This is a genomic window from Bradyrhizobium viridifuturi, assembly GCF_001238275.1.
Taxonomy (GTDB): Bacteria; Pseudomonadota; Alphaproteobacteria; order Rhizobiales; family Xanthobacteraceae; genus Bradyrhizobium; species Bradyrhizobium viridifuturi.
In genome coordinates this window covers 158,310-183,866 of the sequence record NZ_LGTB01000005.1, presented here as the reverse complement: position 1 = coordinate 183,866, position 25,557 = coordinate 158,310, and the positions used below count along the sequence as shown (strand labels likewise).

Genomic DNA, 25,557 nt, shown 5'->3' with positions numbered 1-25,557 from the left:
TAAGGTGCGAGGGCGCTCCGATAACAGATTTGAGCTTTCGAAGAAGTTTGACTGATCGCAAGGCACGCTCGCGTGATGCGATCAGTCTTCGCTGCCTTGAGCAAGTGTCCAGCTGCGTGCCTTTGGTGCCATCGATCGCCCAGGATTTGTACCCACTCGCAAACGACGAGCGACATCGATGGTTAAGCAGATTCCCGCACTGACCGGTATCCGGTTTGTCGCGGCGGCAGCGGTCGCATTGTCTCACGGCGGCAGCGTGTTCTTGCAAGGACCGAGCCTCGGACTCGATATCAGCGTCGGGACACTCGGCCTGCTCGGAATGTCGGTCTTCTTCACGCTGAGTGGCTTTGTCATTCAATATAACTATGGCAGCTCGATTGTGAGCAGCCCGCGGAAAGCGATCCCGGACTTTCTCGTGGCGCGCATAGCGCGAATCTATCCTCTGTTTGTTGTTCTCTTTCTCGTCGAATTGCTGACTGGACCGTTTGTCTGGCCGTGGCTCCTCGGAACCGAGGCGCCGGCCGAAGGATTCTCAACGCACCTTGTCCCGTTTCAACTCGGGCTGGTTCAAACCTGGTTTTTCGCAAATATCGCTGGTGTAGCTCCCATCTGGCAGTACGAGGAGGTCGGCATCGTCTCCTGGTCGGTGAGCAGCGAGTGGTTTTTCTATCTCGTTTTTCCACCCGTTTGCCCTCTGCTTGCGCGGATCAGAACTGTGCCCGCCGCGGTTGTTTGCGCCGTCGGAGCCGTCTCAATCGAGCTTGGCATCGACCTTGCGGTGCTCATGTTGCAGGGCCGCATCAACCTGTTTGCGCTTCATGCCTATGGAACAGAGGCGGCGCTACCGAACTGGAAGAACACGCTGATCCTCTGGATCGTCTACTTTTCGCCGTTTTGCAGGGTGTGGGAGTTCGTTCTCGGCTGTTGCCTGGCAAGGCTCCATGAAGTGGGGTCGGAGCAGGATTTCAGGCCGTCTCGTGCTCTGCTCGACATCGCGGCATTTGTTGGCGTCGGCGCGATTAGTTGGGTGTTCTGGTTTACCGCCCACAAGTCGCCATTTGGGGCTTCCATGAGCCTGTTCGATATTGCACGCAACAATATCGCCCTGGCGGCGCCGGTGGCGCTCATCCTTGTCGCGGCGGCACATCCCGTTAGCACTGCAGGACGGCTGTTGTCAGCAAGGTGGCTTGTCTTTCTGGGCGAGGCCAGCTTTGCCCTTTATCTTATACACATCATCATCTTCCGGCGTTTTCCGGTGGTGCGTTGGGAAACGTCGATCCAACTCCTTGGACATCTCGGTGCGTTCGCTCTCGCTTTCGCCCTGGCAACTTGCGCCGCGATCCTGTTGCATTTCGGCTTCGAGGTACCGGCCCGCAGGCGAATTCGCGGTGCCTATCAGGCGGCCTCGGCGGAACAGCGCAGGCTCCTGGTGCGATTGGGAAGTGTCGGCTTTGCCGCACTTGTTGGTGCGGCGGCCGCGTATGCACTGCGGGGTGCGGCCGGGAATGTCATCACGCAATCGGGCATTTCGGTCGTTTCCGGCACGTATGGCGGCAATTGCCGCTGGATGTCGGCGCGCGGCAACACCACGGATGCACTTGCAGAAGCGTGTAATGGTAAGAGTGAGTGTACGTTTCGTGCAGATGCCGTGCGGATTTCTGATCCTGCTCCGGATTGCGCAAAGGAGTTTGCCGTCGCCTGGTTCTGCAAGGGAGATCGCAGCATTCACTCCAGCTCGGCTCCGGATGCGGATGCTACGTCGTCGGCCCTGCAGCTCTCCTGTAAGAAGGTGGCGCGCGATGATTGAGCCGCAGGCTGAACAGCCATCCGAATCCCGCTCCCCTGAAGCGAGGATCTGCGACGTCAGGGTGTTGCTGTCGGCCGCTGCACAAAAGACTCAACATCTCAGTCATCGGGCAAGAAAGTTGCGGACGTGACTGCCGCGGCGGACGAGCGTCGTTTTGCCGCCCATCTTGATGGCTGCGAGACTCTTAGCTAGATCACGAAGGTTCAACTGATGGAGATGCTGCCGTGGCAATGGGTATTGTGAAGTGGTTCAATTCCAGCAAAGGTTATGGCTTTATTCGGCCGGAGGACGGAAGTGCCGACGTGTTCGTGCACATCAGTGCCGTGGAAAAGGCCGGTTACAGCACCCTCGAAGAGGGGGCTCGGGTCAGTTACGAGCTCAAGGCGGGGCGCTCGGGTAAGACGTCAGCCGAGGATCTTCGGGTTGGCTGACTGACGTGCAACTCCGGGCTGCCCTCGGCAACTTGTGATCTCGCGCCTGTCCGGCGATGCCTTGTATCTGGTGCGCCGGGCAGTCCTTTACGACCGTCGCTTCCGACTGAGGCTTTGCCGCAAGCCCCGTGGCGGCTTCACTCAAGGCATTGCTCGCCGGTGCCACAGCAGTTCCGGATTCTGCCCACCTTGGAGCAGTATGGACCTGACACAATATCCTCGGTGCCATGAATGGTCCGAACCGTACACTCCTGCCCAGCGGGCCAGGAGGTGTACGCCGCGCATGACCTTGTAGCAACTTGCTGCACCGGCCGACGCAAAGCTTGTGCTGTCGATTCTCAAACGAGCGCACCGAGGCGAGTTCGTCCGTTATGGACGATACGAGCCTGCGGCGCGCTGATAGCGTGCCCGCTCGAGGACTCCTCGCGCATCAGCCGGCGAGCAATCCCAGGACGCCGGCGCTCGTAGTTAGCCAATATAGTTGAGGTTAACGGCGGCACGTTGTTGACGACGTTTCCCTGATCTTGAACCATTGGACGGGAACTGCACACACAGCCCATCGGAGACACGGCAAGTGTCCTTCCAACTGACCGTCCTGAAAGTGCTGGCCGGTCAGCCCACCGGGCGGGCCTCTGTTGCCGAAGTCCGACGCGCCGTGGAGATCCTGATGAACAGCGGCCGCGACTGGACCGATCGCATGAAGCGGTTGGCCGAACATGCTCCGGATCTGAATATCTTTTCGGCAAAGTTTGTCTTTCGCGATGCTCTCGGCTGGGAAATTACACAAGAGGGGCGGCAATTCCTGTCTGCACTCGAAAGGGCGGTCGCCGCTCGAAGAGAGCCGCTTCGATCGACCATCGATCCCTCATCCAGCGAAGTCCCTGTGCAAGCGGTCACCGATCCAACAAATTCACTTATTGCTCCCCGCAGTCGCCATCAGAGCTCGCGGCGACGCCGCAGGAAAGGTCGATCCAGTCGACGAACAGCATGAAGCAGGGTTGTCTTAACTTAACTGTCACCCGCACCGGGGGCGAGGCGCGCGGCGCTTAACTTGGCAAAATGCCATCCGGATGGAGAAAGCCCTGCGCGTGATCTGTTGCTCAATAATGTCATGACAGATTTGGCTCCTGTCACGGTGCTGGACCTGGAGGCCTCAGAGGAGAGGAGCGGGGCATTGAAGGGCGATCTCCTCGTCGCTTTCTGAGCGGTTCACAGTGGTCGTTCCGCCGAACAGGACCTGCCCGTGCAAAGTCGCCTGGCGGAAAGGGCAAGGACACGCCGACCCTTGTTGCTAAATGAGGCGAACATCTTGCTTCCAAGGGCTGGGACTGGGGGAAATATCTTGCAGTGTAACCTCGGTCATATGCAGTCCCGCTTCTCAACTGGCATTATCAGGCAGACAATTTCTGGTAGGATGTCATGGACGACGAGTTTTGTAGAGAGAGGGCGCGGACCGTGCGGGAACTTGCCGAGCAAGCTGACCCGTTCATCAAGGTGCGCTTGTTGCAGCTGGCCGCCAATTACGAACGGCGCGTTGGTCAGCCAGAGAAATCAGCTCGAGATCACGCTGAGCAGCCGGCACTAAGGTCACCCATTTTCCCGCCCTAAAATTGAGAGATGGCGCTACGAGTCATCGGGCCGGGATCTTTCTCGGTGGTGCGCTTGTGCCGATTCTCGCAGCTACCGCCAATCTCAAGGCGCCGGCGCGACAAGTCCGGCGGCTCGTCGTGGAGGCACTGGCCTCCGCCGCAGAATAGTGGGCCCGTGCTCAGGGCATTGCGGGCTGACCTCCTTGGTCGTTGTTCATGCCTCCCACAGGAAGGTGGTGTGCGCTAGCAGAGGCGCCTCGGACCGGCTGAGCCAAGTGATTTCGTCACTTACCAACCGTTTGCCCCCGTCCTTCTATAGCCCCACGTGGCCGGAGAACCGAGGCGCGGTATTTAGAAACCCCTTGTGGGATATAGCATAAAGTAATATATTATGAGGCAAGGAGGTGCGTATGGCCACGAGTTATACTGTCGGCAAGCACTACGAGAGCTTCATCAAGGATCTCGTCGACAGCGGTCGCTATGCAACCGCTAGCGAAGTGATGCGGGAGGGACTGCGCCTTGTTGAAGAACGCGAGGAGCGTCGCAAGGCGAAGCTTGAAGCATTGCGTGCTGCCATACAGGAAGGCCTTGAAAGCGGTCCGGCCGAGCCGTTTGAGCCCGGCGAACTGGTCGAACAAATTAAGGCCCGAGGACGTGAACGGCTGAGAGCCGGGAGGCATGGCGGGTAATCTCACCAGGCGGCCCCAGGCCGAGACCGACCTGGACGAGATTTGGCTTTTCATCGCATCAGACAATATCGCCGCTGCGGACCGCGTGCTCGATCGAATCGGCAACGTCCTTCAGATGCTTGGCGGGAATCCACTGGCGGGCCGACAGCGGCCCGAGTTGGGTATGAGCATTTGGAGCTTCCCGGTCGGCAACTACGTACTCTTTTACGAAGCCTTTCCCTAACGGCGTTGAGATGGTGCGACTGCTGCACGGTGCTCGCGATATCACGCCGGAGGATCTCGACTGAGAACTTGCTTTGTCAGCCGTCGCACAATCGCATTTACGATTTTACGATTACGAGTGCGGGCTGACGTTGCAAAGTGGCTATGCTCGGCACGTGACCCTTAGCCACGAGGGATGCGATCCATGCCAAGACAGTCATGACCATGAATGGGGCGGTCGCTGCAAAAGTCTGGAACTCGAGGTTCACAACATCGAGGACGATCAACGGATCTCTTTTGTCCAATACCTGCACTAACGCACTTCTCTGCCCCTTCTATTCACTTGCTAGAACGCTAAGCTTGAGGATGTACGATCTGAAGCTGCGTGAGCTTCAGCCCCTTCAAGCCACCTATCATGGTTAGCTTACAGTCGCCGCAGCCTTGATTCAGTACAACGCTTACTTCCTTCTAGAGAGCATCACCTAATCGCCCGGTGATATTAGGGGCTATCTTGTCGCGATCGGCGCCATTGTGCTCGATCGCCAGAACACGACATACGGGCGATCACCCGCTAAGCCGCCGCGTATTCGACGGCTTACGGATGACCATGCCGATGGAAATATTGGCACCAGTGCAAGCTTGATCATGGCTGCCTCGCTCCGAGAAGCGCGAACTTCACGACTTACCGCCGGCTCGAAGCTTTTCTCACGTTCTCATGACCGACCCGTCCATTCACTGACGAAGCTTAACAGGCGCCTTATCGAAGGTGTGCAAGTAGTCGATGATGTCTGAGATCGTCTGATCGTCCTTCATTCCACCAAAAGCCATCTTATTGCCGGGAACCGTCGCCTTTGGATCGTGGATGTAGTCGGAGAGGTTGTGGTCGGTCCAGGTGATCCCAGAGTTCTTCATGGCCTCTGAATAGGGATAGCCCTCAACCGATCCCGCCTTACGTCCAATCAGCCCGTTGAGGGTTGGGCCGATGGCGTTCCTGGCGTTGTCACCCACCTGGTGGCAAGGCTTGCAGGTATTGAACTGCGATTGTCCGCGCGTCGCTATCTGAGCATTCGCCTGCCCAATTCCGGCGGAAACCAGCAGAGCAGCGAGAATCGTCACCTTCATCAACTTATCCTTTCTTCACCTGCCTGACATGAAGAAGGCTGGTGTCGCGCCCAAGCCTACAACCTGACGTAGCGTTCGATTCAAGGCTATTTCAACGATATCAGTGGCCGTCTTCCAGTTTGCCCGAGCGAACGACATCTCTGCAGCCCGAACTGGTCTTGAGGGTGACGTAAGCGCCAAAAGCAGGAGAGAAGGCACGCTCCGGCAACCCCGATCAACTTCGATTGCCAGCTAACGGCACGCGATTGTCAACGAGCCTCGGCCTCGAACCCAGCAAATACTGACGCGCTTCAGCCTAGCGATCTCGGACAGCACGGCGAACCGAGGGCAGCTCGCAACAAATTTGATCCACGGCGATCGTAGGGAACGGGCGCGTCTAGCGACGACGATTTCGACACTGACCGAATCCAGACGATGGCGTCGCGCAATTCGCGTTTTGCAACATTGGCCATGGTTTCGGCATCGGTCAGCCAAGAGCACTGCGGTGTCCGGGCGTCATCGCCAGGTTCGCATTTCTTGGAAGCCCTTGGGCAGCGTCGCGATAGTCGTCGCACGGATAAGGCGTAGCGAAACTGGTTTAGTGGCGATGGGGAGGACGCGCTATTTTCGGGCGGACGAGCCGCGATGACAATAGACAGGAACAATCTTGCAGGGTTCACTAATGAGCGAGACGTGCGTGTCCAACGAGCCCTGGCGCGTAGATTCGAACGATCGCGTTATCGCATCGCAGAGCTAGCTTCTCGTACACGCTCAGAAGACCAGCCACCAAGTCATCAGACCCGGAGAAGCAAAGTCGCAGAGCCACTAGTTGCGATGGGCGCGGCGAACGACTTCTGTCGCAATCGCGACTGTAGCTTGGCGACATGCCGGCTCTCTCGACCACTTGCAGAAGCCGGTTATCAAATTCTCCAATCCCTGCTCAGTAAAACCCGAGAGACGAGCGGCACGATGATAGACCTCACCGGCAAGTGCGAGCGCGGCTTGGCCAATGGTCGCCTCCTCAGGCCATTTGCTGAAACCGTTCACCAGATTGGCAATATCCTGCGGGGTGAAATCAGCGAGACGATCGGCGCGACGAAGGACCTCGCGAGCGAGTTCAACTGCCACTTGGTATAAGGTGGCTACTTCAGGCCACTTGCTGAACCCGTTTACCAGAGTAGCCAGCGCCTGCTGAGTGTAGTCGGAGAACTGAGCGACATCAGAGCGAAGGACGACGTGCGCCAGTTCGACCGTCGCTTTGCGACAGGCTTGATCTTCCGGCCACTTGCTGAAGCCGTTTACCAGATTTACCAATCCTTGCTGGGTACAATCGGATAATTTGGCGGAGCGGCGAAGGACCTCCTCAGCGATCGCAATCGTCCCTCGGCGAGAAGCACCTCGTTGGGCCATTTGCTCAAACCGTTGACCAGGTTCGACAGGTCCTGCGGCCCTAAATTGGACAGCCAGCCGATGCGGCAGAGCACCTTGCTCGCAATTGCAACTACCGCTTCACGAAAGACTGCCTCTTCCGGCCACTTGCTGAAGCCGTTGACCAACTTGGCGAGCTCCTTCTGATTAAAATTGGAAGGCCATGCGTCGTGGTGAACGAGATCGCTCGCGATCGCGACCGTAGCTTTCCGAAGCTCGACCTCCTCGGGCCACTTGCTGAAGCCGTTCACCAGGTCTGTCAGTCCCTGTTGAGTAAATTGAGAGAGTCGGGGACGGCGAATGATTTCGCTCGCGATCGCAATTGTGGCATCGCGAACGGCCACTTCGTGCGGCCACTTGCTAAAACCATTCACCAGGTTCGCCAATGCCTGCTCAGTATAATGGGATAGCCGAGCCGCCATGATTTCATGGGCAAGTGCGACTGCGGCTTGGCGACAAGCTGCCTCGTTCCACCACTTGCTGAAGCCGTTCACCAGATTGGTCAGTCCCTGCGGAGTATATTGAGAGCGTCTGGCGGCCCCAGCGTGAAGGACTTGACAGGCGAGTGCGACCCCGGCTTTCCGACAGGCCGCCTCTTCTGGCCACTTGCTAAAACTGTTCACCAAGCTCGCGAGGTCCTGCTGATTGAAATCGCCGAGCCCGGCGGCTCGACGATGGATCTCGTCCGCGATTACGATTGTGGCTTGCCGAGAGCCTTTGTCTTCCGACCACTTGCTGAAACCATTCACCAGGTTCGCCAAATGCTGCCGGGTGAATTCGGATATCTCGATGGAGCCGTCGACAATCTCAGCTGCGATCACCCCTGTGGCTTCGCGCACGACCGCATCCTCCGCCCACTTGCTGAAACCGTTCACCAAGTTCGCGAGTCCCTGCGGAGCAAAATCCGAGAGCCGGCCAGGACGACCGGCTCGGCGAATGACTTCCTTCGCGATTACGACCGTAGCTCGCTGGCAGGCTGCTTGTTTCGGCCACTTGCTGAAGCCATTCACCAACGACGCCAGACTTTGACTGTTCAATTCCTGGAATCCGCTCTCGTGGTCGCCACAAAATTCGGCCAATCGGATCGCTCCATTACAGCATTCGGTCACTCTGAAGTGCCGACTGAAGGACGATGCGAGAAGTGAAATGGCTCTGAATCCGATCTTCTTTATCAACGCATTATCAAGTCGTGACACGCGAGCAGCAATACGCTCGCAGGCCGTTACCCCAGCCTCACCTCCGCCCACCCGGCTTATCGCATTGCAGGTGGTCGCATAGTCCCAGGATTTCCCAGCGAGGATGTTTTCCTCGAAGCATTCGACAAATCTAAGCTGGAACTGCGAAGCTGCCTTTTGCAGGAACGCTGTTTGATCCGCCGGCCGAAGCTGCTTTGCGTGCTTGAGCACGGTGATTGAGAATTCACGTATTTGATGAGAACGGTCAATCTCAGTTATTGCCGCGTCAACTGCCAACATCTGTCATTCCTGGGTTCCGCCGGAGGCGCCTAGCGTCTATGAGAGGGAATTCCGGTTTTCACGTTCAGCAACAGTGCATGTACAATCCTATTCGCGACGAGCTGCTTCTATTTACGGCTCGAGCTGTTTGCGATTGCGAGGCCAATAAGACAATTGAGTCGCGGGTGCGGCTTCACGTATTCTCACGTTTACATCGTCCACAGATCTCTTGGCACGCGCACCTTAGTCATTGCTCATCACAGTTTACGCCATGGCGCTCACATTCTGCCTTGCCGATGTCATGACCCGCTGCGGCGAGCATGGCGCGTGCTCTTCGGAGCTTACGATCTGACGCTACGTGAGGTTCAAGCCATATGTTGGTTTACTGTTTTAGACCCGGTCCGCCATCTAACTGACATCCTCTCAGGATCAGCCTTCTTCGACCTGCTCGTTTGCGCGGTCGAAAACCGTAACGCTGCAGAATGAACGCTCGCTAAGGGATCTCGTCGATTAGATTTGACTCCACGACCCACTTTACCGGCCAAGACGGGGCGGCCTTGTCCTGCAGCTCGGCGCTCCACGATGTTGGAGACTAGGCAGCTTGGCAGAGCCAGTGTCTAGCTCGACGCAAAACGTCCAGCCGTCCTTCTGCCGATTGTAACTGGTTTGGCCGCTGTCAAGCATGCGGGGCGAGGACGATGTCGCCGAGATATTGAGGGGACCTTCGGGTTGCTGAAGCACGTGCGGTCGGCCATGTGCGCGCGAAACCCATCATTCGTCCACAGCGGTCCCAGCGCGGTGTCACCCTGGACTTCTCGCGGCGCGCTAAGCCAACCGACACGGATGTTGTAGACAAGCCCTATGTCGCAGAAGCCTTGCTTTGTCGGGATCGCGGCTTTGCCCGCCACCGGGACGTGAACCTGGTATACTCCTTCTCGGCGGATTCCACGCGTGCGCGTTTCTCAGCCCTCTTCGCGGGGATATTGTAGTCATAGGCCGATCCACGCTTGGCATGCCTGGTAGGTAGTCCAGCGCGCAGTTCGATGCTCCGGAACTTGCGCGCCAGCAGGGCCGGCCTCGTCCAGAGCTAGTCGGTGCTCTTGGTCAGCATATGCCATATGATCGCCAGCTTCCGCGCCGTCGCGACTGCCGCGATGTGCTTGCCGCGTCGTGAAGCCACACGCTGGAGAATGCACGCAGCGGTCCCGGCGAACGGGCTGCAGCCCATGCTGCTTCGACAAGCATTCCGTGAGCTTGGCCGCGGCCCTGCTTGGTGATCCTGCCAAGGTAGGCGGAGCCTCGCCAGACTGCCGTACGCTCGGGTTTAGCCCAGGTGGCTCACCAGCCTGGTCGGGTCGGCAACAGAGCGCCGATTTTGCTGCAGAACCACGTCGCGCCACCAGCCCGCCAACGTGAGCAAAGTGCAAAACTCTAGTTTTGGGTGGTCCAAAGTTCGGTCTCGCTACACCTCCATCGGAGTGCGCTTCAGACGGCGTCGACAGCTTTCCGGAGCCCTGCCGATCCGAGCGCGTTCAAGATATCTCGCTGGCTACTGTCCAGCGGGGGGCTTGGTGCCTGCCCGTGAAGCCACGCGCAGCGCCAAAATCTACTGGAAGGGCGGTAGCTGCCTCCTGATGGAAATCGTTTACGACGATACCGCCCTTGCGACTTGAAGGCGAGGAGGGAAGGCGCTATGTTAAACAAAATCGAGATTTGTTATACAAGGTCGACCAATGCCGAAAATCAGCACAAAGAAGCCCGCATCCCGCGGCAAGCGTTCCACACTCGGCCACAAGACCAAGATCGGTAAGCTCGGGGTTGGTGCGGCCTCGCGCGTTACCGCCGTCATGAGCGCGGCAGAGCATTCGGGGCTGCTCGGAGAGAAGAGGGCGCGGATCGCTGGGCGGACCAGCCGGAAGCTGATCCAGCGAGCGAAACAGCAGACCGGTATCGCCGCGGACACGGATCTCATCGAATTTGCGCTCGCGAGCCTCGCGCTCGACGACAATTTCAGCGAGACGTTCCGGAAGACGATGGGTTCGGTCGACCCCAACCTCAAGCTCGGCTTCTGACGTGGCGGAATTTGATTTCGCAGCGGCGCTTCGTTGGGCGCGGTTTGATCCTGGCGCGACACTGGCGAGGCGGGCCGATCACGAACTTCCGTTCCTTGGTGATAGGCCCGAGGCGGGTCAGGAGCTTCTGCTCGACACCTGCGTCTACATCGATGGACTTCAGGGGCGCGCACCAAGCATCGTCGCGGACCTATTGGACCTTCGGCACGCCAACCACTCGACTGTCGCCATCCAGGAGTTGATGCACACAGTCGGGGTGCTAGATCCCAAACATCCTGGGACGCGCGCGGCTATCGAGCAGATCGGCGCCTCAATCTCGAGCATGCCGTCTCACCGAATCTTCGCTCCGGATGTGGAGATTGTTGGCCGCGCCGCGCTCCTCTCGGGCATGCTTTGCCGGCTGCAGGGCTATCAGAAGGACGACAAGTTGCGTGCGCTTCAGGACAGCGTTCTATTCCTGCAAGCCCAAAAAGCCGGATTCACTGTTCTCACCGCCAATGTCGCGGATTTCGATTACCTGCTGCAACTGATACCCCTGGGTCGCGTGTTGTTCTATCGGAGGTGAGTTCGCGACTTTGCCGACCAGAAAGGCACACGTAACCTTTCAGTTCTTGGATGCGGGCTTGATTAATCGCGCGAAGGGACCGCTTCATCGGCAAACAACCTCGACGCATCGAACCTGACGGCTGTTTCCTCAATACGAGAGAGGGCCCGCCCGAGTTTACCAGCACGGGCGCCGGATGGACGCGCACACGAGCAAAACGCGAAGACAGCTGTTCTGCCGTGCCCTCACGGCACGTGATCTTGTGCCAAGCATGCGCTGGCGGACCGATCGCAAGCTTCGTGACCGAAATCGGTCGGTGTTTGCTATCACGCCGTAGCAGTTTTGGAGATCGTCCGTTCCCCGACCACTTCTTCGGCGGCCGCGGTCCGGTTCTGAGCGCCCATACCGAGGTTTCTGGCAAGATGCCGGCCACATAGCTCAGGCCCAGTTCGGTATACTCCCACGCAGAGCGGTATCGGGCCGTAGCCGGCGTCCATCAGGACCACGCCGCGCGGCAAGCCCACGCACAGGCCCAGCGCACATGATCGAGTGCAATTGCCGGCTTCGTCTTGAAGGTGATGTCCTTGGGAACTCCGGTTTTGCGCCGACGTACGGTCCGTCGCCCATTCCCTTGGTAGATAGAGTCAATAGGCCACCGGCAAGCCGCATGATGGTTCGCGAGCGAAGCGTCACGGCAACCTGTCAATTGTCTTGCTTGCCCAACTGACCGCAATTGCCGTGCAACGCCGACCGAATGCCGCCCCTTCTTACGAAAGCCCGTATCATCGATGATCCAAGCTTCGATCTCTCCGTGACATTCGATGCCCGGTAGCGCTAACTCACGGATCTTGCCCAACGCTTGCTGATCCGACCAGTCGCCTTGACCGACAAGATGTAACAAGGCCTGATGTTGTGCCGCTGTCCGCTCAGGAGTAAGCGCTAAGCCAGAACCCTTGCTTCGGGATCTGGATAGCCGTGCGAAGAAGCCTCCGGGTTGGACGGAGGTTTGACGTCCATTTAGACGGCTCATCGGCGGGGTCGGTGAGCGGCTGGAGATCCTTGAAGGGCCGTCAGGACGTCGTGTGCGTTCGGAAGCTGAGAGAGCTCGGATCGCTGCCGAGAGTCTGTTACCCGGTGCTCAGGTGTTCGAGGTGGCGCGCAAGCACGGAGCGACGCGCCGGCAGATCTACGATTGGCGACGGCGGTTTTGACGGCGAGGTATGTTGCCGCCGTGGGAGGCGTCCCCGCCGACATTTGCGCCGCTGGTCGTAGACCATGCGTTGGAGGAGCGTCAGGCTCCGGCGATCAAGCTTGAGATCGCGATCGGTGATGTCGTGCTGCGGACGGATACGGCCATAGATGCTGACCAGCTATCCCGGGTGATCCGTGCAGTGCGAGCGTCACGATGATCGCGGCCGGTTCTGATCTGAAGATTTACGTTGCCACGCGGCCGATTGACTTCCGCTGTGGACACGATGGGCTTGCGACGAAGGTGCAGGAGATGCTTGATCTCGACCCGTTCAGCGGCGCAGCCTTCGTGTTCCGCTCGAAGCGAGCGGACCTGATCAAGGTTTTGGTCTGGGATCGAACGAGCCTGGTGTTGGTGCACAAGCGCCTCGAAGGTTGCAAGTTTGTTTGGCCAACGATCGCGGACGGTGTGATGCGCATGTCGCCGGCGATGTTTGCGGCCTTGTTCGAAGGGCTGGATTGGAGATTGGTCCGCCCGGAAGAAGCACGGCGCCCGCAGACGGCGGGATAACTGCGGCAGAATGACTCGGCAGCTATTTTGAACGTGGCACACGCGGCGGCGATGTGCTCGAAATAGCGCATGAGCATCGCGGCGCTGCGCGACGAAAACGAACACCTTAAGGCGCTATTGGCGCAAACGCAGGTGGCCTTGGAGCATCAGGGGGCACTGGCGGCGCCGGAAGAAGCCCGACGCCGGCTGGAGGTCATTCTCGGCGAATTACGACGCGACAGGTTCGGCGCGAAATCCGAGAAGCTGCGACCAGATCAGTATCATTTGCCGCTCGAAGACGTGGAGATCGCGCAAGGCATCCTGGATGCCGCGCAGGAGAGAGCCGAGGCGGTGATCCAGGGCCGGTCACGGAACGCGACGGATCAAAGCTCTCATCGCAATCGCGGCTGCTTGCCTGCCCATTTGCCGCGGGTGGAGCGGGTCATCGAGCCTGCGAGCACGCTCTGCCCGTGCGGTTGCGGCGCCATGACGAAGATCGGCGAAGACGTCAGCAAACGCCTCGACGTGATCCCGGCGCAATGGCGGGTGTTGGTCACGCGCCGCCCGAAATACATCTGTCGCCGCTGCGCGGGCCCCGTCGTGCAGGCGCACGCACCGGAGCAAGTCGTGCCCGGCGGGCTGCCGACCGAAGCGGCCGTCGCGCACGTGATCGTCTCCAACCATACGCCTTTTTACCGTCAGGCCCAGATCTATGCGCGCCAGGGCATCCGGCTTGATCGGGCGACACTGGGCAACTGGTCGGGCCGCGCCTGCTTCCATCTTCAGCCCATTGCGGAACACATGCGCCATTACCTGGCCATGGCGGATCGGCTGTTCATGGACGAGACCAAGGCGCCGGTACTCGATCCGGGCGCGGCCAAACGAAGAAAGGCTACTTCTGGGCGATCGCCTCAGACGACCGCGGCCACAGCGGTCCAAGTCCGCCGATCGTGCTGTTCCGATATGCCCCCGGTCGCAGCGGTGCCTTCTGAGCAGTTCCTGAACGGCTTTGGCGGACGCTACCTGCAATGCGACGCCTATGACGGGTATGATCGGTTGAACGAAGTCGTTCGACCGCAAGGGCCATGGACGCTCGTGCATTGCTGGAGCATTTGCGCCGGCGCTTCGTCAAATTGGTACGCAACAGCAAGTCGCCGATTGCCGAAGCCGCCGTTCGGCACATCGCGCAGCTTTATGCCATCGAAGCCATGGTGCGCGGTGCATCGCCGGACATCCGGCTCGCCGCGCGAAAGGAGCATTCGTTGGCTCTCGTCGCCGCTTTGAAAATGTGGTTCGAGAACCAGCTGTCGATGATCTCCAGCGGCTCGACACTTGCCGAAGACATCCGCTATGCGCTGAATCACTGGCAGGGGCTGACCCGCTTCCTCGAAGACGGGCGCCTCGAGCTCGACACCAACCCGGTCGAGAACGCCATCCGGCCAGTTTGCCTGACCAGGAAAAATGCGCTCTTCGCCGGTCGTGAAATGGGGGCAGAAAACTGGGCCTTGCTCGCGTCGATCGTCGCCACCTGCAAGCTCAACGACGTCAACCCGGCTGCCGAAACATTCGAGGCGATCATCGACGGCCATCCTCATAGCAGGATCGAAGATCCTCATGCCGTGGCGATTCCGCGAATCGTCAAGCCAGCCCCAATAAGGGTCCCGGCTAAGCGCTTACGATCTAGTTCAGCGCCGGCCAGGACATCCCGTCGCCACCAGATGAACCTGGAAGGCGCGGATATCCTCCTGGACAAGGCGGTCGGGAGAGCGACCGAAATACCGGCTCAACTTCGCTGCGGCGTTGAGGTAGGATTGCTGTGCCGCCGGTGACAGATTGCGGACCGTCAAGTCCTCGATCATGCGGCGGCGAAGTGGGCTGATCTCAGCCATCGGAAAACCTCCTGTCTGAAGGGTTGGGCTTCGAAAACCCGCAATCCTCTCAGACAACAGGCAATCCTTGCTATGCCTGCCTACATGCCGCGACAGCGGCTTCGTTCAATCCCAAATCGATTCAAACTAACCCCATCTGCTCTAGCAGAGGCTCGGCACGAATCGATATTTGCAAGACTGAGCCGCCAGTTACGCTGTGTCACTGAGATATGGGTTCCTGTAAAATTGACGCTCCTCGCAAGGATGGCCATTTCACAGCTCAAGCCCGCGGTCCCCAAGCACCTGGCGCATCAGAGGGCCCTTGATCTCGCGGGCGATCTCCTCGCTAATCTGGGCTCCGAATTGCAACTCGGCATCGCTATCTCCGGTTAGCTGATGGTCGGCGAGCCGTTGCTCAAGGCGGCTCGGAAACTCCTCGTCCATCGCCTCCCTGAGCCGGCCCTCCATCTGTGCATGAGCTTGTGGGGCAATCCGACTCACCACCATCTCCCAGGGTTGCCAGCGAGTTGCCAGATAGTCGGCGAACCCCGTCGCCTCCTCGTTGCGCACCTGGATCTCGGCTGCGGCGAGGTCGTCTTCAGTGACGTGGGCAACATCAAAGAATCGCATATCCGGAGCGATGAGCTGTAGGTCCAGCCGCTCACGTAGCTTGACCTGATAGGCGAGATAGACCTCGACCTCGTCGACGAACCCGAGCGAGTCGACCTTCTGACGGGCGATCGGCTCGAGCGCGTTCAGGCGGAACAGGACCCGCGCCTGCTGGATGAGTTCGCCGAGCCGATCGTCATAGGCTCCGTCATCGACATCAGCGTTCAGACGTGCGGTCTGCATGCCGTTCCAGGTCAAGGTGACGCGATCCTGGCAGGTCTCGCTCGCCCCGTAGGCCAGCTCAAAAAACTGCCGCCGCAATTCCGGCCTGATCGCCGCCTGCCGTAGATCCTCGGCCACCGCCTCTCGGAATTCGGGATTGTCATAATTCACTGTCTTCTGCAGCTTGTCGAGGAAGAGCGCGTATTCCGCGGCCCCCTCCTCGTGGGCGAAGTTCTGCCAGACGGCGATCGCCTCCGGCTCGCCCTTCAACCAGTCCGCGACCGCATTGGACAGCGGCCGTTCCTGGTCCACCATCGTTCCTCCACCCATTGCAAAGAAGACCCGCGGGCCGGCATAGCTCGGCGCATTCAGGGCTGCCGCCAAATTCGTCCGCTCCTGCTCGGGCAGCGCATTATCCTCCACATAAACCATGCACCCAGACCCTAGCCGGGTCAGCAGGGTCTCTGGCAGGCTGGTGAGCCGATTGTTGCGTGCCTCGAGCACCTGGAGCTCGGTCGGGAGGTTCTCGGGCAAGCTCGACAGGCTGTTGCCGCTGACGTGGAGTCTCTGGAGCTCAGTCGGGAGGGTCTCGGGCAGGCTGTTCAGTCGGTTATCGCGAGCGAAGAGCAACAGGAGCTCGGCCGGGAGAGTGTCAGGCAGGCTGGTCAGTCGGTTGCCGTCGGCTTCGAGCTCTTTGAGTTCGGGCGGGAGAGTGTCGGGTAGACTAGCCAACCGATTGCTACCGAGGGCAAGCGACTGAAGTCCGGTCGGTAAGTTGTCGGGTAGGCGGGTCAACAGGTTGCCGCGGACATCGAGGTCCTGGAGCCCGGCCGGCAGGTTGTCTGGCAGGCTGGTCAACCGATTGGTGCAGACGGCGAGTGTCGAAAGGCTCTCCGGAAGCGTTTCAGGCAGTCCGGTCAGCTGGTTGCTGCCGACCACCAGAGACTGGAGTCCGGTCGGGAGAGTGTCGGGCAGGTCGGTTAACCGGTTGTTGCTGGCGCCAAGCGTCCGGAGGCCGGACGGAAGGGTGTCAGGCAGGCGCACCAGCTCGTTGTCGCTGACGTTGAGCGACTGGAGCCCGGGCGGGAGGGCGGCAGGCAGTGTCGTCAGGCCCAGATCATACAGCTCCAGCCCTGCATAGACGTCGCCGGCCTCTGCCCAGGCTCTTATTCGTCTTACGGCCTCTTGGCGGCCTTCGTCTTGCGTCTGCCCTTCCTCGCCGGCCCAGATGTCCAAGATGTGGTCGAGCCGCGATTGCCTGAGGACGGGGTCTTCAAGGTCCGTCGTGCTGCCATCGCCCGGCCGGGGCTGTCGGCCGAGGATTGATACTCCGAGATCTTGCTGCCAAGGAATTGCCGCGGTCGTTGGCCACTCAGGCACCACATCACCGGGCTCCGCCCACCAATGCTCCTCCTGATCGAAACTTTGCGTCGGCCAATCGGCTGCATCCACACCGTGCCAACTATCCGTCAGACTGAAACTGCCGGCTGGCAACTGGCCACTCCGATCCGCGCCTGGAAAAAGCAGATCTTGATTGACGCCTTGTCCAGAGAAGGCGGGCGAATCCGAGGGCAACCGCGAGGTGCCTTGTCCGACGCGATCCCCGTGCGGCATTCTCAAAAAATCCACATCTCTGTTCGACACAACGTCGCGGTCGCGGAGGTTATTTGAATTCTGGGGCGGGCGCTCGTGCGGATGCAACTGGTTCAGGTGCTGCTGAAACCCGGCTGGGTAATCCTGCTGCTGTCCCAGCTCGTCGTCGTCGTGCGCCCGCTCGACATCTGGGACGGGGTGGAGGTGGTTGAACGCATCCATCCGATTCTCCTGACAAATCTGAGCAGCTAACGTCGAACCTGGATAAACACGTTCTTGCTACAAGGCTTAGCTTTCGAGAAGCTGACGAGGAATCTGAATGATTATAACTGCCCTGTTAGGTGTTTGGTCCCGGCATTTGCTGGAGCGGATTGGGTTTGAATCGTTCTGCTCGGAAGTCCAGCATTTGCAGATGTGCTCGTAAGGCGTGAGGGCCTTCAGGGTCTTTAGCCTCCGTGCATAGTTGTAGGCGATGAAGTCGGCGAGATGAGAGCTTCGAGCTGATCGTGTCGATGATAATGATAGCTTTGGACGGTCGCTTGCGGAGCCGGCATTATTGACCTGCACACTACTGCCGCGCGAAGTCACCATTACGGCTGTCATTCCGCGTGCAATAGTTGGAAGCCGATCGACAAAAGACCTCATGGCGTACTTGCGATGGAAGCCCCGTGATGGTGGCGAAGCCTTCCAGAATTCGCATATTCTCCGCGAGGTCTGACGATCTGTAACGCTCGCCAACAACTCTTTGTCAGCATCTCGTGCGTCGACATCCAAAGCCGCCTCATCGCTGTCCCTACTCCGTCCCTTTCGGGGGAAGCAAATTACGTGGAGCAAAGACGCAATCTTCTGGAACATTTTTCGGCGAGGCACCCAGATTGGGGCGCCATGAATGGACAGCAGGTTCACAAGTCCCGCAAGCTACGATGGTTTGCGAGAGCCTCCTGATTGATTTGGCTGCCCGACAAGGAGCGGGGTGGCACTCCGAGCACGAGCTGGGAGAGATAAGGAATGTCGCGCACGGCCCACCGAACCGTTAGCGCGACAGCAACAATCATTGTCCCGAGAAATGCAGCCGCGGCCGACCTCATCGTGGCGTCCCAAGATTCTCCATACTGTATCGAATCCATGAGACGGAATACCGTACCCTGGACCAAGTACAGCACCAGCGTGCTGGGTCCCAGTTTCGCGGCGATAAAGCGGACCACCCGATTTGAACGACCAATATTCCAGGATCGAAGCAGGACCTTAATCATCACCGCTGAGACAGCTGCGGAGCCAAGAAACATCAGAAGCACATTTTTTGCCGACCGCAAATCCTGGACCAAAGCGAGATTGTTGTAGACATAAGTGTCCTTGCTCCAGATCGCAAAGCACATCATAGCCGCAATTGTGACGGACATAGCCAAGAACGGCCTGTGAGAGCGCATTATGCTCGTCCACCGTTCTCTCGACATTGCAAATGAGAATCCCAGGCAGAAAAACGGGTACGTATACTTTATGAGAGGGAATATGGAAAAGGTCAGAGGTGCAAGGACCACCAGAACGACCGATACGAACAAGGCCCATGGTGACGAATGATTGCAGATCGAAATAGTCTTAGCGAGAAGAAAACAAATGAACGCGGCCCAGACGAACCAGTAGGTGCCGGCGAAATCATTCAGGAACTGCAAAACGTTGTCTGGTGCGCTCGCCAGTCGGGGAAACATGGCCAACTTTAATGTCGCCAGGAGAGAGAACCAAAACAGCATAGGCACCAGGAGCTGCATCGCACGATCGCCCATGGCTTGCATGAAGGACTTTTCCAGCAGCGCTCGGCAGGAAAGATAACCGCTTATTCCCATAAAGAGGGGCATGTGGAACATGTAGATCCATTTGAAAATTGCCGAATCCCAAAACCCTTCATTTTGATAGAGGAAATATTGGATCAGGTGACCGACGATCACTAAAATGATGAGCACTCCTTTGGTAAAGTCCAAAGCGAGATCGCGATCGTGGGCTGTCTCAGGCATAATCTTTGCTATTACATGGTGTATCAACATCTCGGCACACTTTTCCGATCAGCCGAATCCACAGCTCGCCACAAATCCTGTCCGACGACGGCGGAGACAATTGCCACGGAGAGTCTGCACTCCAATAGCTGACTTTGCGATAAATACCGAAAGGAAAAGGGCGAAACGAGCTATATGATGGTTTATCGATTTCTTTCCCACCAACCTTGCTTCAATCGCTTCCCAGATCCGGCGGGCACTTTGCACCATGCACCGAGCGGAAGAGGTGTTGGCAAGGCATCGCAAGGAGACTTTCCATAGCGCAGGGCATGAACCGAATCCGTCATTTCGGCACTGCGCAGCTCCGTGCGGGCGAGTGAATAAGTTTTACCCTGCAGATACCTGATCTAGTGATTGCTTCCGTGGATGCTCGCTGTCGAGCTCGCTTGGCTGGGGATACCGTGGTGAATGATGGGCGAGCGTTGACCGGGCGTTTCTGATTCGCGCCTGCCGGCGGAACCTCCAAATTATTGCGATCCAACGGGCAAAAACTCAGCCGTGTTGGCTGGGTTTGCGGTGATGGTGAGGGTACCCACCGAATCCGTTATTGGCCTTCGCCACAATGCGCGTTGCCGGGCGCGGAAGTTCCCGGGCGAAGAAAGTGCGGCATGCGATTGCTGATCACATTTGACCATGCAAACCAGCCAGTGGCCTGCCGCAAACTAATTGTCGGGCGCAGCTAAAACCATCCACCATGCGTCAATCTCATCTCGTCGGCTCGATCCATCGCCAATTGTCCAACGTGTTCGGTTAAGCCGATATCGTTTCTCAACCAGGACCGTGAGGGAAATCGCTCGAATCTGCGACGCCCGGGCAAGGTCGAGCGGCGCAGCCAGATGGCGATCATCCCGCCGAGCCTGCTGCCGTTCGTGTGCGCCGCTTATCCACGCAAACGCCGTTCCTCGCGGCTGACAAACCGTCCCCGGATGCTTTGTCGTCTCCGGGGAGAATGTCTTCTCGTTGCCTAAAACCCCCTTCAGTCATCAATGAGCCTTATGCGTTGATCTCGCTATGCGGAACGAGCTGGATCGGAAACAATCAACCTAACGCATGTTCTGGTGCCCATTCATGCAAAGAGCGGCCTAGCGTGTGTTGAATCCTGCATCGAGGTGCGGTTCTTCGGCGGATCTTTCATGAAGGCCCGACTCAGTATCAATCCTCGTCCAATGGCGACGGGCGCCCTGAAGACAGGTTCCATTGCTGCCGTTGACCGCCACGTCCAGCTTGCCGACGTTGCAGCAAGGTGATGCCCACCCTTGGCACCGCCGTTGGGCGCACGCGAGCATGGCTTCCAACATGGCGGCCTGACGCTCCAGCGCAACACGCTCCTGGGGCTTGAGGGGCGGCGTCGGACGCCTCGCTCGAGCAGTACTACGGATCCCAAACGGCTGATCACTGACAAATGTTTCAGGCGGGCAGCGATCCAAACAGCGCCGACGATGGCAGCCCACTTTCATCCATGTCGGAGGCGAGGCTGGTCAGGACGATCCTTTGCCCAAGTACTCCGCCGTCCTTCCAACAAATGAACAATTCCTGGCAGGACACATCGAAGTTCAGAGTCGCGAACTGAAGTGTACGCAGTTTTGAGGTGCCTTAGACGCCGGGAGGGCTCGGTAGGCCTTTCGGGTGTAGCCGATTCTTCCGAAGTTATGTCTATGGGACGCGCCCTTGCCAAAGTCCGCCGCGAAAGCGGTGCCGCAAGAGCAGCCGCCCGAACACTTCTTGGGCAATTGGGATTTCCACCAATGGCGATTCCGAAGACGCAATCTGGTGTTCCGATCTGGCCGACGGGCGTGGTCGGATCTTGGGCGCACCACGATACGGTCGCGGCCGCCGCTATTGCAAGAACGAGAAAGATTGCAGCTCTCGGCATCGATATCGAGCCGAATGAACCTCTGCCGGAAAACCTGATCGCATTGATTGCCACTGCTAGCGAGCGACGGATGTACGATCTACACACGCTCAAGCGGCGCGATGTCTTCGTTTTGAAAGAGGCGGTGTATAAGGCGTGTTTTCCGATGGATCGCGAGTTTCTTCAGTTCCAGGACGTGGAGATTGACATCTTTGCGCGATCAGGACACGTGTCCAAGGCAAATCGCACGTTTTCACTCGAGTTAATTATTTCCAAGAATGTAATCGGGGTGGCGTATTCGCGGCCGAATGAAGTGGACGTGCCGCTCCAAAATCAGGCCGGCACCCGAAAGCAATCGATACTAACTCCTTCGCGCGTTTCTTTTCGGTCGAAGGAAAACCGCGCAGGCGGCTAGCACTAGCTCCAGTGTGTGTAGCCCTTCGCTCCGGCTTGTCCCGTAGGTGTTTCTAGCCGTTCGGCTAAGTGTATCGCACCCACGATGCCCATTCTTTGAGCGAGCTTTCGATCGCTGTATCGCGGCTCTTGGCGTTCGTAGCCGTGTGCTCTCATAGAGCTGTTTGGCCCACAGGTCTTCCGCATGGCGGATCAGAATGGGTGAATTCCCCGGTCTGGGAACCGACATCATCCGCCTTGTTCTCGATCTTTTCGAGAAATCTGATAGCCCGTTGGTATTCGATCTCGCACCACGCAAGCTCGAATGGTTCCATTAGTATCTCTATCCACATTTCGGCAAAGGCTGCCATCCCGACGAAAAATAGAATTCGCGACCTCCTATCAGCCATCAGTCGACGAAACCGGCGAAGACGAATGAGTTGTCGCTGTAGCCAGCCGCACATGCAGCTAAGATGATCGTGATCATCGGCTCAATCGAACCTTGGTAAAGATTCGGCACCTCCAGTGGAGCACCTGACGATACGAAAGTTTATGGCGGATGTTCGCCTGGCTACAACGGCTGCCCGAGCAGCAAAATAATCCGACGGCTTCGTAGAGGGCGTTCGCGTAGTGAGATCGCGGCGACATGCCCGCTATCTTGGCCTCAAGGCGAGGTCGTTAGGAGCGGGGTCAGTATATCAAGCGCAATGATAGGGATTGCTTCAGGCTCCGAGGCCTTCGCGCTATAGACATTGAACGATATCGAGAGCGGAAAATCGAGGTCACTTTCTCGATCGTCGGCTCGCCATTGTGCCGACAGGCCGTTCGGCGGTTGAATGATCTACCGTCTGATCCGTTCGATTTCTTATCTTGAGAGCCAAAGCCGTCGTTGTTCACAAAACCATACGATACAGCGGTAATGTCGGTGATGTTCCCCCACGATGATGATTTATCAGGACGGGACCGGACAGATCTGTCGGTGAATAGCAAGCGCCAATTCAGCTACGCAGCATTAGAGATGCTTGTAAAAGAAGGTCGCCGAGCGATATGTCCGTCAGGGGCGAGCACACACACGGGTATGATACCCACCCGCTGCCATCCCTCGCTGGCGTAAAGACGCTCGGCAGCAGAACCTGTGGCAGTGCTGAGCGTTAACAACGTCTTTCCCTCCTTTCGTGCTAAATCGCTGACAGCCGAGATGAGCCGGCGCCCGATGCCGCGGCGGCGTGCGTTTGTGTCAACCAGGACTTTGACGACTCGGGCGCTATGCAATTGGTTCTCAGACGCGGCAGGTATCATCTGGGTCGTGCCAACAATCTGACCTGCGCCATCTTCCGCAGCTAGTCACACGCATCCATTGCAAATGACCGCGTCTGCGACGCTACGCCAGTACATCAGCGCAAGTCGTCGAGTTGGCGGTGGCAGAAAGCTGACCGAGTCGCGGTGGGCGACGCAGTCAACGAGGATGTGGCGAGACGCTCAAAACGCTTATCCACTTCGTGGGCGCCGATGCGGCGTACCTGGATATCGTCTGTCATCTGTCGGACAGAGCGAGCCGATCGCCCCGGCTGAATCGGACGGTGAGTTCATTGCCACTGCCATGGCAATAGCGAGTTTCCATAGAGCGACATACTCTTGAAGGCAAAAAATGGTCACATGCCGCGTCGCCCAAGCCAACCGAAGCTGGCAAAGGACTGTGGAGGACTACTCCGCCAAGCTGCAACGCTCAGCTGGACCTGAGGCGCGCTCCGCATCACGATCCAAATTTAGCGCAGAGCTCCGCAGCACGAAACAAATTCAACGCGGAGATGAGAGCCTTGTCGTGCGGGAACAGCCTCCGAGCGGACTTGACCCGCGCGTCATGGTCCAGTCCAGATATCGTCTGGCCCTCTAAAAGAAGCGCCTCGGAGAATCTACGAAGAGCAGGGTGATACGGGTCAAGGGCGGCCTCGCCGCGCCCATTGGCACGAGTCATCATTTCAATGAAACTCTCGTCGTTCTCTGAGGGGCCTGGGCGATCGCACGGCGAGCGTCGGGCTCGCAGCAATCGCGAAGATTGCTCAACGGCGCCTTCATCCTTCGGCTATTAGAATCCGCTGACGTGACCGATAGGATTGCCGATTGCGCAGGTCAAACGCTCGACGTCGAAAGCGGAGAACATGCCCGCAATCGGTCAAGTTCGGTAGTATGCAGGCTTAATGTGCGCCTTTTAATGAGTCCGAGCCGCCGCATTATTCGTCGCATCATCAATTCGGCGCCGGTCTTCTTCAGACTGATGAGGGCATGTACCGCTGCCGGCTGGGAGCGCCGTCGCCAAGGACGGCTCAAACGCCTGGTGCCTCGCCGACCCTCTTGCTGCTCTTCCGAGGTGGCATGCTGCACCTGCGACCAAACTGTTACGTTGGATGGGTCACAATTGTGCGGGTCCACGTAGCCTCACGTCCAAGATCACCTGAACGGACATCCTACCAGAGCAAGCTTTCGAAAAGCTGACGAAGCCCCCTCGGCATGGTGTCGAGCCGAGCGCGCCTAAGTGACTTTGGATCGTCGATATTCTGAAGGTGAGCCGCGTGACGCCTCCGGATGGTCAGCAGTGCCTGCCTTCCGGCAGTAGCAGTAGGTGGGCAATCACCGTAGTTTCCCGGAATCCAACAATGTTGTTGTAAACTCTAATGTCGCCTTGCCGGGGCTAGATTTCAGCACGGACCGATATTCAAACCGGCAAGGGGCCGCTCGCGTGAGGCGGCCCCTTTCGATTCCGGTGGCCTGTTTTGTTCCCGCAAGTGGCCTATTTCGGCCAGTACCGGATAGGGGGGCTGCCGGTGCTGCCGAGCAGCAGCATCAGCACGCCGATCGGGACAAGAGGGCACCGCAGCGGGCGAGCGGGCCTCGTCGACATGTCGACGAAGCCGCTATCACGGCTTCGACCGCTCGGAGCCAGTGCCGGTCTGAAAGTACCAGTACTTGCGCTGGTTGACAGTCTTGGAGGTGAAGGCGCCGTCTTCCGCGAATGTTTCCTGGAAGGCCGCGTTGGCGGTGCGCTCGAGGAGCTCGGCATAGGTCGTCTGGGAAACCAGGGAAGGGGCCGGCATGGTCGTCTGCCAGAATTATACTCAGTCTGCGGAGTGAGTATAAGAGGCATGGAACTCACTGCCAGCGATTTATACTGACGTTGCAGAATGAGTATAAACCGTGGTTCCGCGTGCAGTTCGGGCCAGCCTGACTCGCCGGCGGAAAGTGCTCGCCCCGAAGCGCACGGCGCACTTCGCGATGACAAGGGAGAGTCTTGGTGCCCTCGGCGCGCGACCGACCGTGCTCGTCGGCATGATGGGAGCAGGGAAATCCAGTCTTGGCCGTGCGCTCGCCAGGCGATTGGAGTCGAGGTTTATCGATTCCGATAAGCAGATCGAGGCAAAGACCGGCAAGTCTACAATCCGAATCTTCGCTGAGGTCCGCGAGGCGCATTTCAGGAATCTTGAGGCGAATGAGATCAAGCGCGCGCTCGAGCAAGGCCCGCCGTACTCGGGTGGCGGAGCATTCATGATCGATGACGTCCGGCATCATAGCGGCCGGAAAGCGATTTCGATCTGGCTCAATACCAACGAGGACGTGATCAGGCCGAACCTGAAGCACAACATCAAGTGTCCCAAGCTGCGAACCTCCGATCAAGACCGGACCATCTCGGACCTGATGCAGGCGCACAATTCTATCTATCGGCTTACCTATCTCACGATCGCCCCGCAGCACCGGCGGGATCTCAAGAGTGCGGATGCTTGCATGACGGCGCTACACGCCTATCTGTGCGACACAGGGCAGGGGACTGGGCAGGCCGGCTTATTCCAGGAGCTTCCTGATGCGCCGGGCTCTCAAAATGCGGAGCCCCGAGTATGATCGTGGAGCAGGTACAGGCCGTCGCCT

19 protein-coding genes and 5 pseudogenes are annotated in these 25,557 nt (G+C 58.4%); 14 read left to right on the top strand and 10 right to left on the bottom strand.

The features are described 5' to 3' along the window. Window positions 1–178 precede the first annotated feature (178 nt). The 6 genes from ALC15_RS07005 to ALC15_RS06985 all read left to right on the top strand — a co-directional run bounded on the left by ALC15_RS07005 (window position 179) and on the right by ALC15_RS06985 (window position 4,739). The gene (locus ALC15_RS07005) at window positions 179–1,807 is read left to right on the top strand and encodes an acyltransferase family protein (protein ID WP_050626600.1); all 1,629 of its coding nucleotides are present in this window, start codon (window positions 179–181) and stop codon (window positions 1,805–1,807) included. Between the two features lie 224 nt (window positions 1,808–2,031). Further along, window positions 2,032–2,238 (top strand): cold-shock protein, encoded by a 207-nt coding sequence (locus tag ALC15_RS07000; RefSeq protein WP_050399875.1) that lies wholly within the window; start codon window positions 2,032–2,034, stop codon window positions 2,236–2,238. Between the two features lie 574 nt (window positions 2,239–2,812). Continuing rightward, the gene (locus tag ALC15_RS43170; RefSeq protein WP_128089458.1) at window positions 2,813–3,229 is read left to right on the top strand and encodes a hypothetical protein; all 417 of its coding nucleotides are present in this window, start codon (window positions 2,813–2,815) and stop codon (window positions 3,227–3,229) included. Window positions 3,230–3,657: 428 nt separating this feature from the next. Further along, entirely contained in the window at window positions 3,658–3,846 is a 189-nt protein-coding gene (locus ALC15_RS06995; protein ID WP_050626599.1) for a hypothetical protein, read from the top strand. A gap of 391 nt (window positions 3,847–4,237) precedes the next feature. Next, on the top strand, window positions 4,238–4,516 hold the full coding sequence (locus tag ALC15_RS41615; RefSeq protein WP_094193724.1) for a type II toxin-antitoxin system ParD family antitoxin: 279 nt from the start codon (window positions 4,238–4,240) through the stop codon (window positions 4,514–4,516). After that, window positions 4,506–4,739: a type II toxin-antitoxin system RelE/ParE family toxin gene (locus ALC15_RS06985; protein ID WP_094193723.1), complete on the top strand. Its 234-nt coding sequence runs from the start codon at window positions 4,506–4,508 to the stop codon at window positions 4,737–4,739. Before ALC15_RS41615 ends, ALC15_RS06985 begins: the two co-directional genes overlap by 11 nt. A 710-nt stretch (window positions 4,740–5,449) precedes the next feature. On the opposite strand, the gene ALC15_RS06975 is transcribed toward ALC15_RS06985, so the two are convergent. The 3 genes from ALC15_RS06975 to ALC15_RS06970 form a co-directional block, all read right to left on the bottom strand. Beyond that, window positions 5,450–5,839, bottom strand: coding sequence for a c-type cytochrome (locus ALC15_RS06975; protein ID WP_050626597.1), 390 nt, complete (start codon window positions 5,837–5,839; stop codon window positions 5,450–5,452). Between the two features lie 804 nt (window positions 5,840–6,643). Further along, window positions 6,644–7,132 (bottom strand): hypothetical protein, encoded by a 489-nt coding sequence (locus ALC15_RS43165; RefSeq protein ID WP_128089457.1) that lies wholly within the window; start codon window positions 7,130–7,132, stop codon window positions 6,644–6,646. Continuing rightward, the gene (locus ALC15_RS06970; protein ID WP_050626596.1) at window positions 7,126–8,721 is read right to left on the bottom strand and encodes a hypothetical protein; all 1,596 of its coding nucleotides are present in this window, start codon (window positions 8,719–8,721) and stop codon (window positions 7,126–7,128) included. Before ALC15_RS06970 ends, ALC15_RS43165 begins: the two co-directional genes overlap by 7 nt. Before the next feature lie 1,712 nt (window positions 8,722–10,433). Here ALC15_RS06970 and ALC15_RS06965 point away from each other — a divergent pair. Together ALC15_RS06965 and ALC15_RS06960 are read left to right on the top strand one after the other, a co-directional pair. After that, window positions 10,434–10,772 carry a hypothetical protein gene (locus ALC15_RS06965; RefSeq protein ID WP_244485968.1) on the top strand — a complete coding sequence of 113 codons (339 nt, stop codon included), beginning with the start codon at window positions 10,434–10,436 and terminating at the stop codon, window positions 10,770–10,772. Window position 10,773: 1 nt separating this feature from the next. Then, window positions 10,774–11,337 carry a type II toxin-antitoxin system VapC family toxin gene (locus tag ALC15_RS06960; protein WP_050399871.1) on the top strand — a complete coding sequence of 188 codons (564 nt, stop codon included), beginning with the start codon at window positions 10,774–10,776 and terminating at the stop codon, window positions 11,335–11,337. Here ALC15_RS06960 and ALC15_RS47845 read toward each other — a convergent pair. Continuing rightward, window positions 11,261–12,346, bottom strand: a pseudogene (locus ALC15_RS47845) (transposase). The gene ALC15_RS06960 and the pseudogene ALC15_RS47845 overlap by 77 nt on opposite strands. A gap of 52 nt (window positions 12,347–12,398) precedes the next feature. Here ALC15_RS47845 and ALC15_RS47535 point away from each other — a divergent pair. From ALC15_RS47535 to ALC15_RS48145, 4 genes and pseudogenes are all read left to right on the top strand, one after another. Continuing rightward, window positions 12,399–12,527 (top strand): transposase, encoded by a 129-nt coding sequence (locus ALC15_RS47535; RefSeq protein ID WP_283807417.1) that lies wholly within the window; start codon window positions 12,399–12,401, stop codon window positions 12,525–12,527. Window positions 12,528–12,721: 194 nt separating this feature from the next. Then, window positions 12,722–13,075, top strand: a complete 354-nt coding sequence (tnpB, locus tag ALC15_RS06950; RefSeq protein WP_050626595.1) for an IS66 family insertion sequence element accessory protein TnpB — start codon at window positions 12,722–12,724, stop codon at window positions 13,073–13,075. 69 nt (window positions 13,076–13,144) lie between these two features. Beyond that, a complete protein-coding gene (tnpC, locus tag ALC15_RS06945) occupies window positions 13,145–14,338 on the top strand; it encodes an IS66 family transposase (protein WP_488240837.1) in 1,194 nt (397 codons plus the stop codon). Next, window positions 14,224–14,490 (top strand): annotated as a pseudogene (locus ALC15_RS48145) (IS66 family transposase); the annotation flags it as partial. The gene tnpC and the pseudogene ALC15_RS48145, both read left to right, overlap by 115 nt. 247 nt (window positions 14,491–14,737) lie before the next feature. Here the strand turns inward: ALC15_RS48145 and ALC15_RS06940 are convergent. The 4 genes and pseudogenes from ALC15_RS06940 to nolL form a co-directional block, all read right to left on the bottom strand. Further along, window positions 14,738–14,943, bottom strand: a pseudogene (locus ALC15_RS06940) (phage integrase N-terminal SAM-like domain-containing protein); the annotation flags it as partial. 252 nt (window positions 14,944–15,195) lie between these two features. Beyond that, a complete protein-coding gene (locus tag ALC15_RS06935; protein ID WP_244485967.1) occupies window positions 15,196–17,568 on the bottom strand; it encodes an NEL-type E3 ubiquitin ligase domain-containing protein in 2,373 nt (790 codons plus the stop codon). Window positions 17,569–17,683: 115 nt separating this feature from the next. Then, a pseudogene (locus ALC15_RS41595) lies at window positions 17,684–17,885 on the bottom strand (IS481 family transposase); the annotation flags it as partial. A 363-nt stretch (window positions 17,886–18,248) separates the two neighbouring features. Then, on the bottom strand, window positions 18,249–19,385 hold the full coding sequence (gene nolL / locus ALC15_RS06930) for a nodulation factor fucose acetyltransferase NolL (protein WP_094193721.1): 1,137 nt from the start codon (window positions 19,383–19,385) through the stop codon (window positions 18,249–18,251). A 1,664-nt stretch (window positions 19,386–21,049) separates the two neighbouring features. On the opposite strand from nolL, the gene ALC15_RS06925 reads away from it, so the two are divergent. Next, window positions 21,050–21,661 (top strand): 4'-phosphopantetheinyl transferase family protein, encoded by a 612-nt coding sequence (locus ALC15_RS06925; RefSeq protein ID WP_244485966.1) that lies wholly within the window; start codon window positions 21,050–21,052, stop codon window positions 21,659–21,661. 980 nt (window positions 21,662–22,641) lie between these two features. On the opposite strand, the pseudogene ALC15_RS45950 reads toward ALC15_RS06925, so the two are convergent. After that, a pseudogene (locus ALC15_RS45950) lies at window positions 22,642–22,965 on the bottom strand (GNAT family N-acetyltransferase); the annotation flags it as partial. Between the two features lie 1,589 nt (window positions 22,966–24,554). After that, a complete protein-coding gene (locus ALC15_RS44055; RefSeq protein WP_157860868.1) occupies window positions 24,555–24,731 on the bottom strand; it encodes a hypothetical protein in 177 nt (58 codons plus the stop codon). Window positions 24,732–24,831: 100 nt separating this feature from the next. Here ALC15_RS44055 and ALC15_RS06910 point away from each other — a divergent pair, with 100 nt between their 5' ends. Beyond that, complete coding sequence (locus ALC15_RS06910; protein WP_244485965.1) at window positions 24,832–25,530, top strand: shikimate kinase; 699 nt, start codon at window positions 24,832–24,834, stop codon at window positions 25,528–25,530. Window positions 25,531–25,557: the final 27 nt, after the last annotated feature.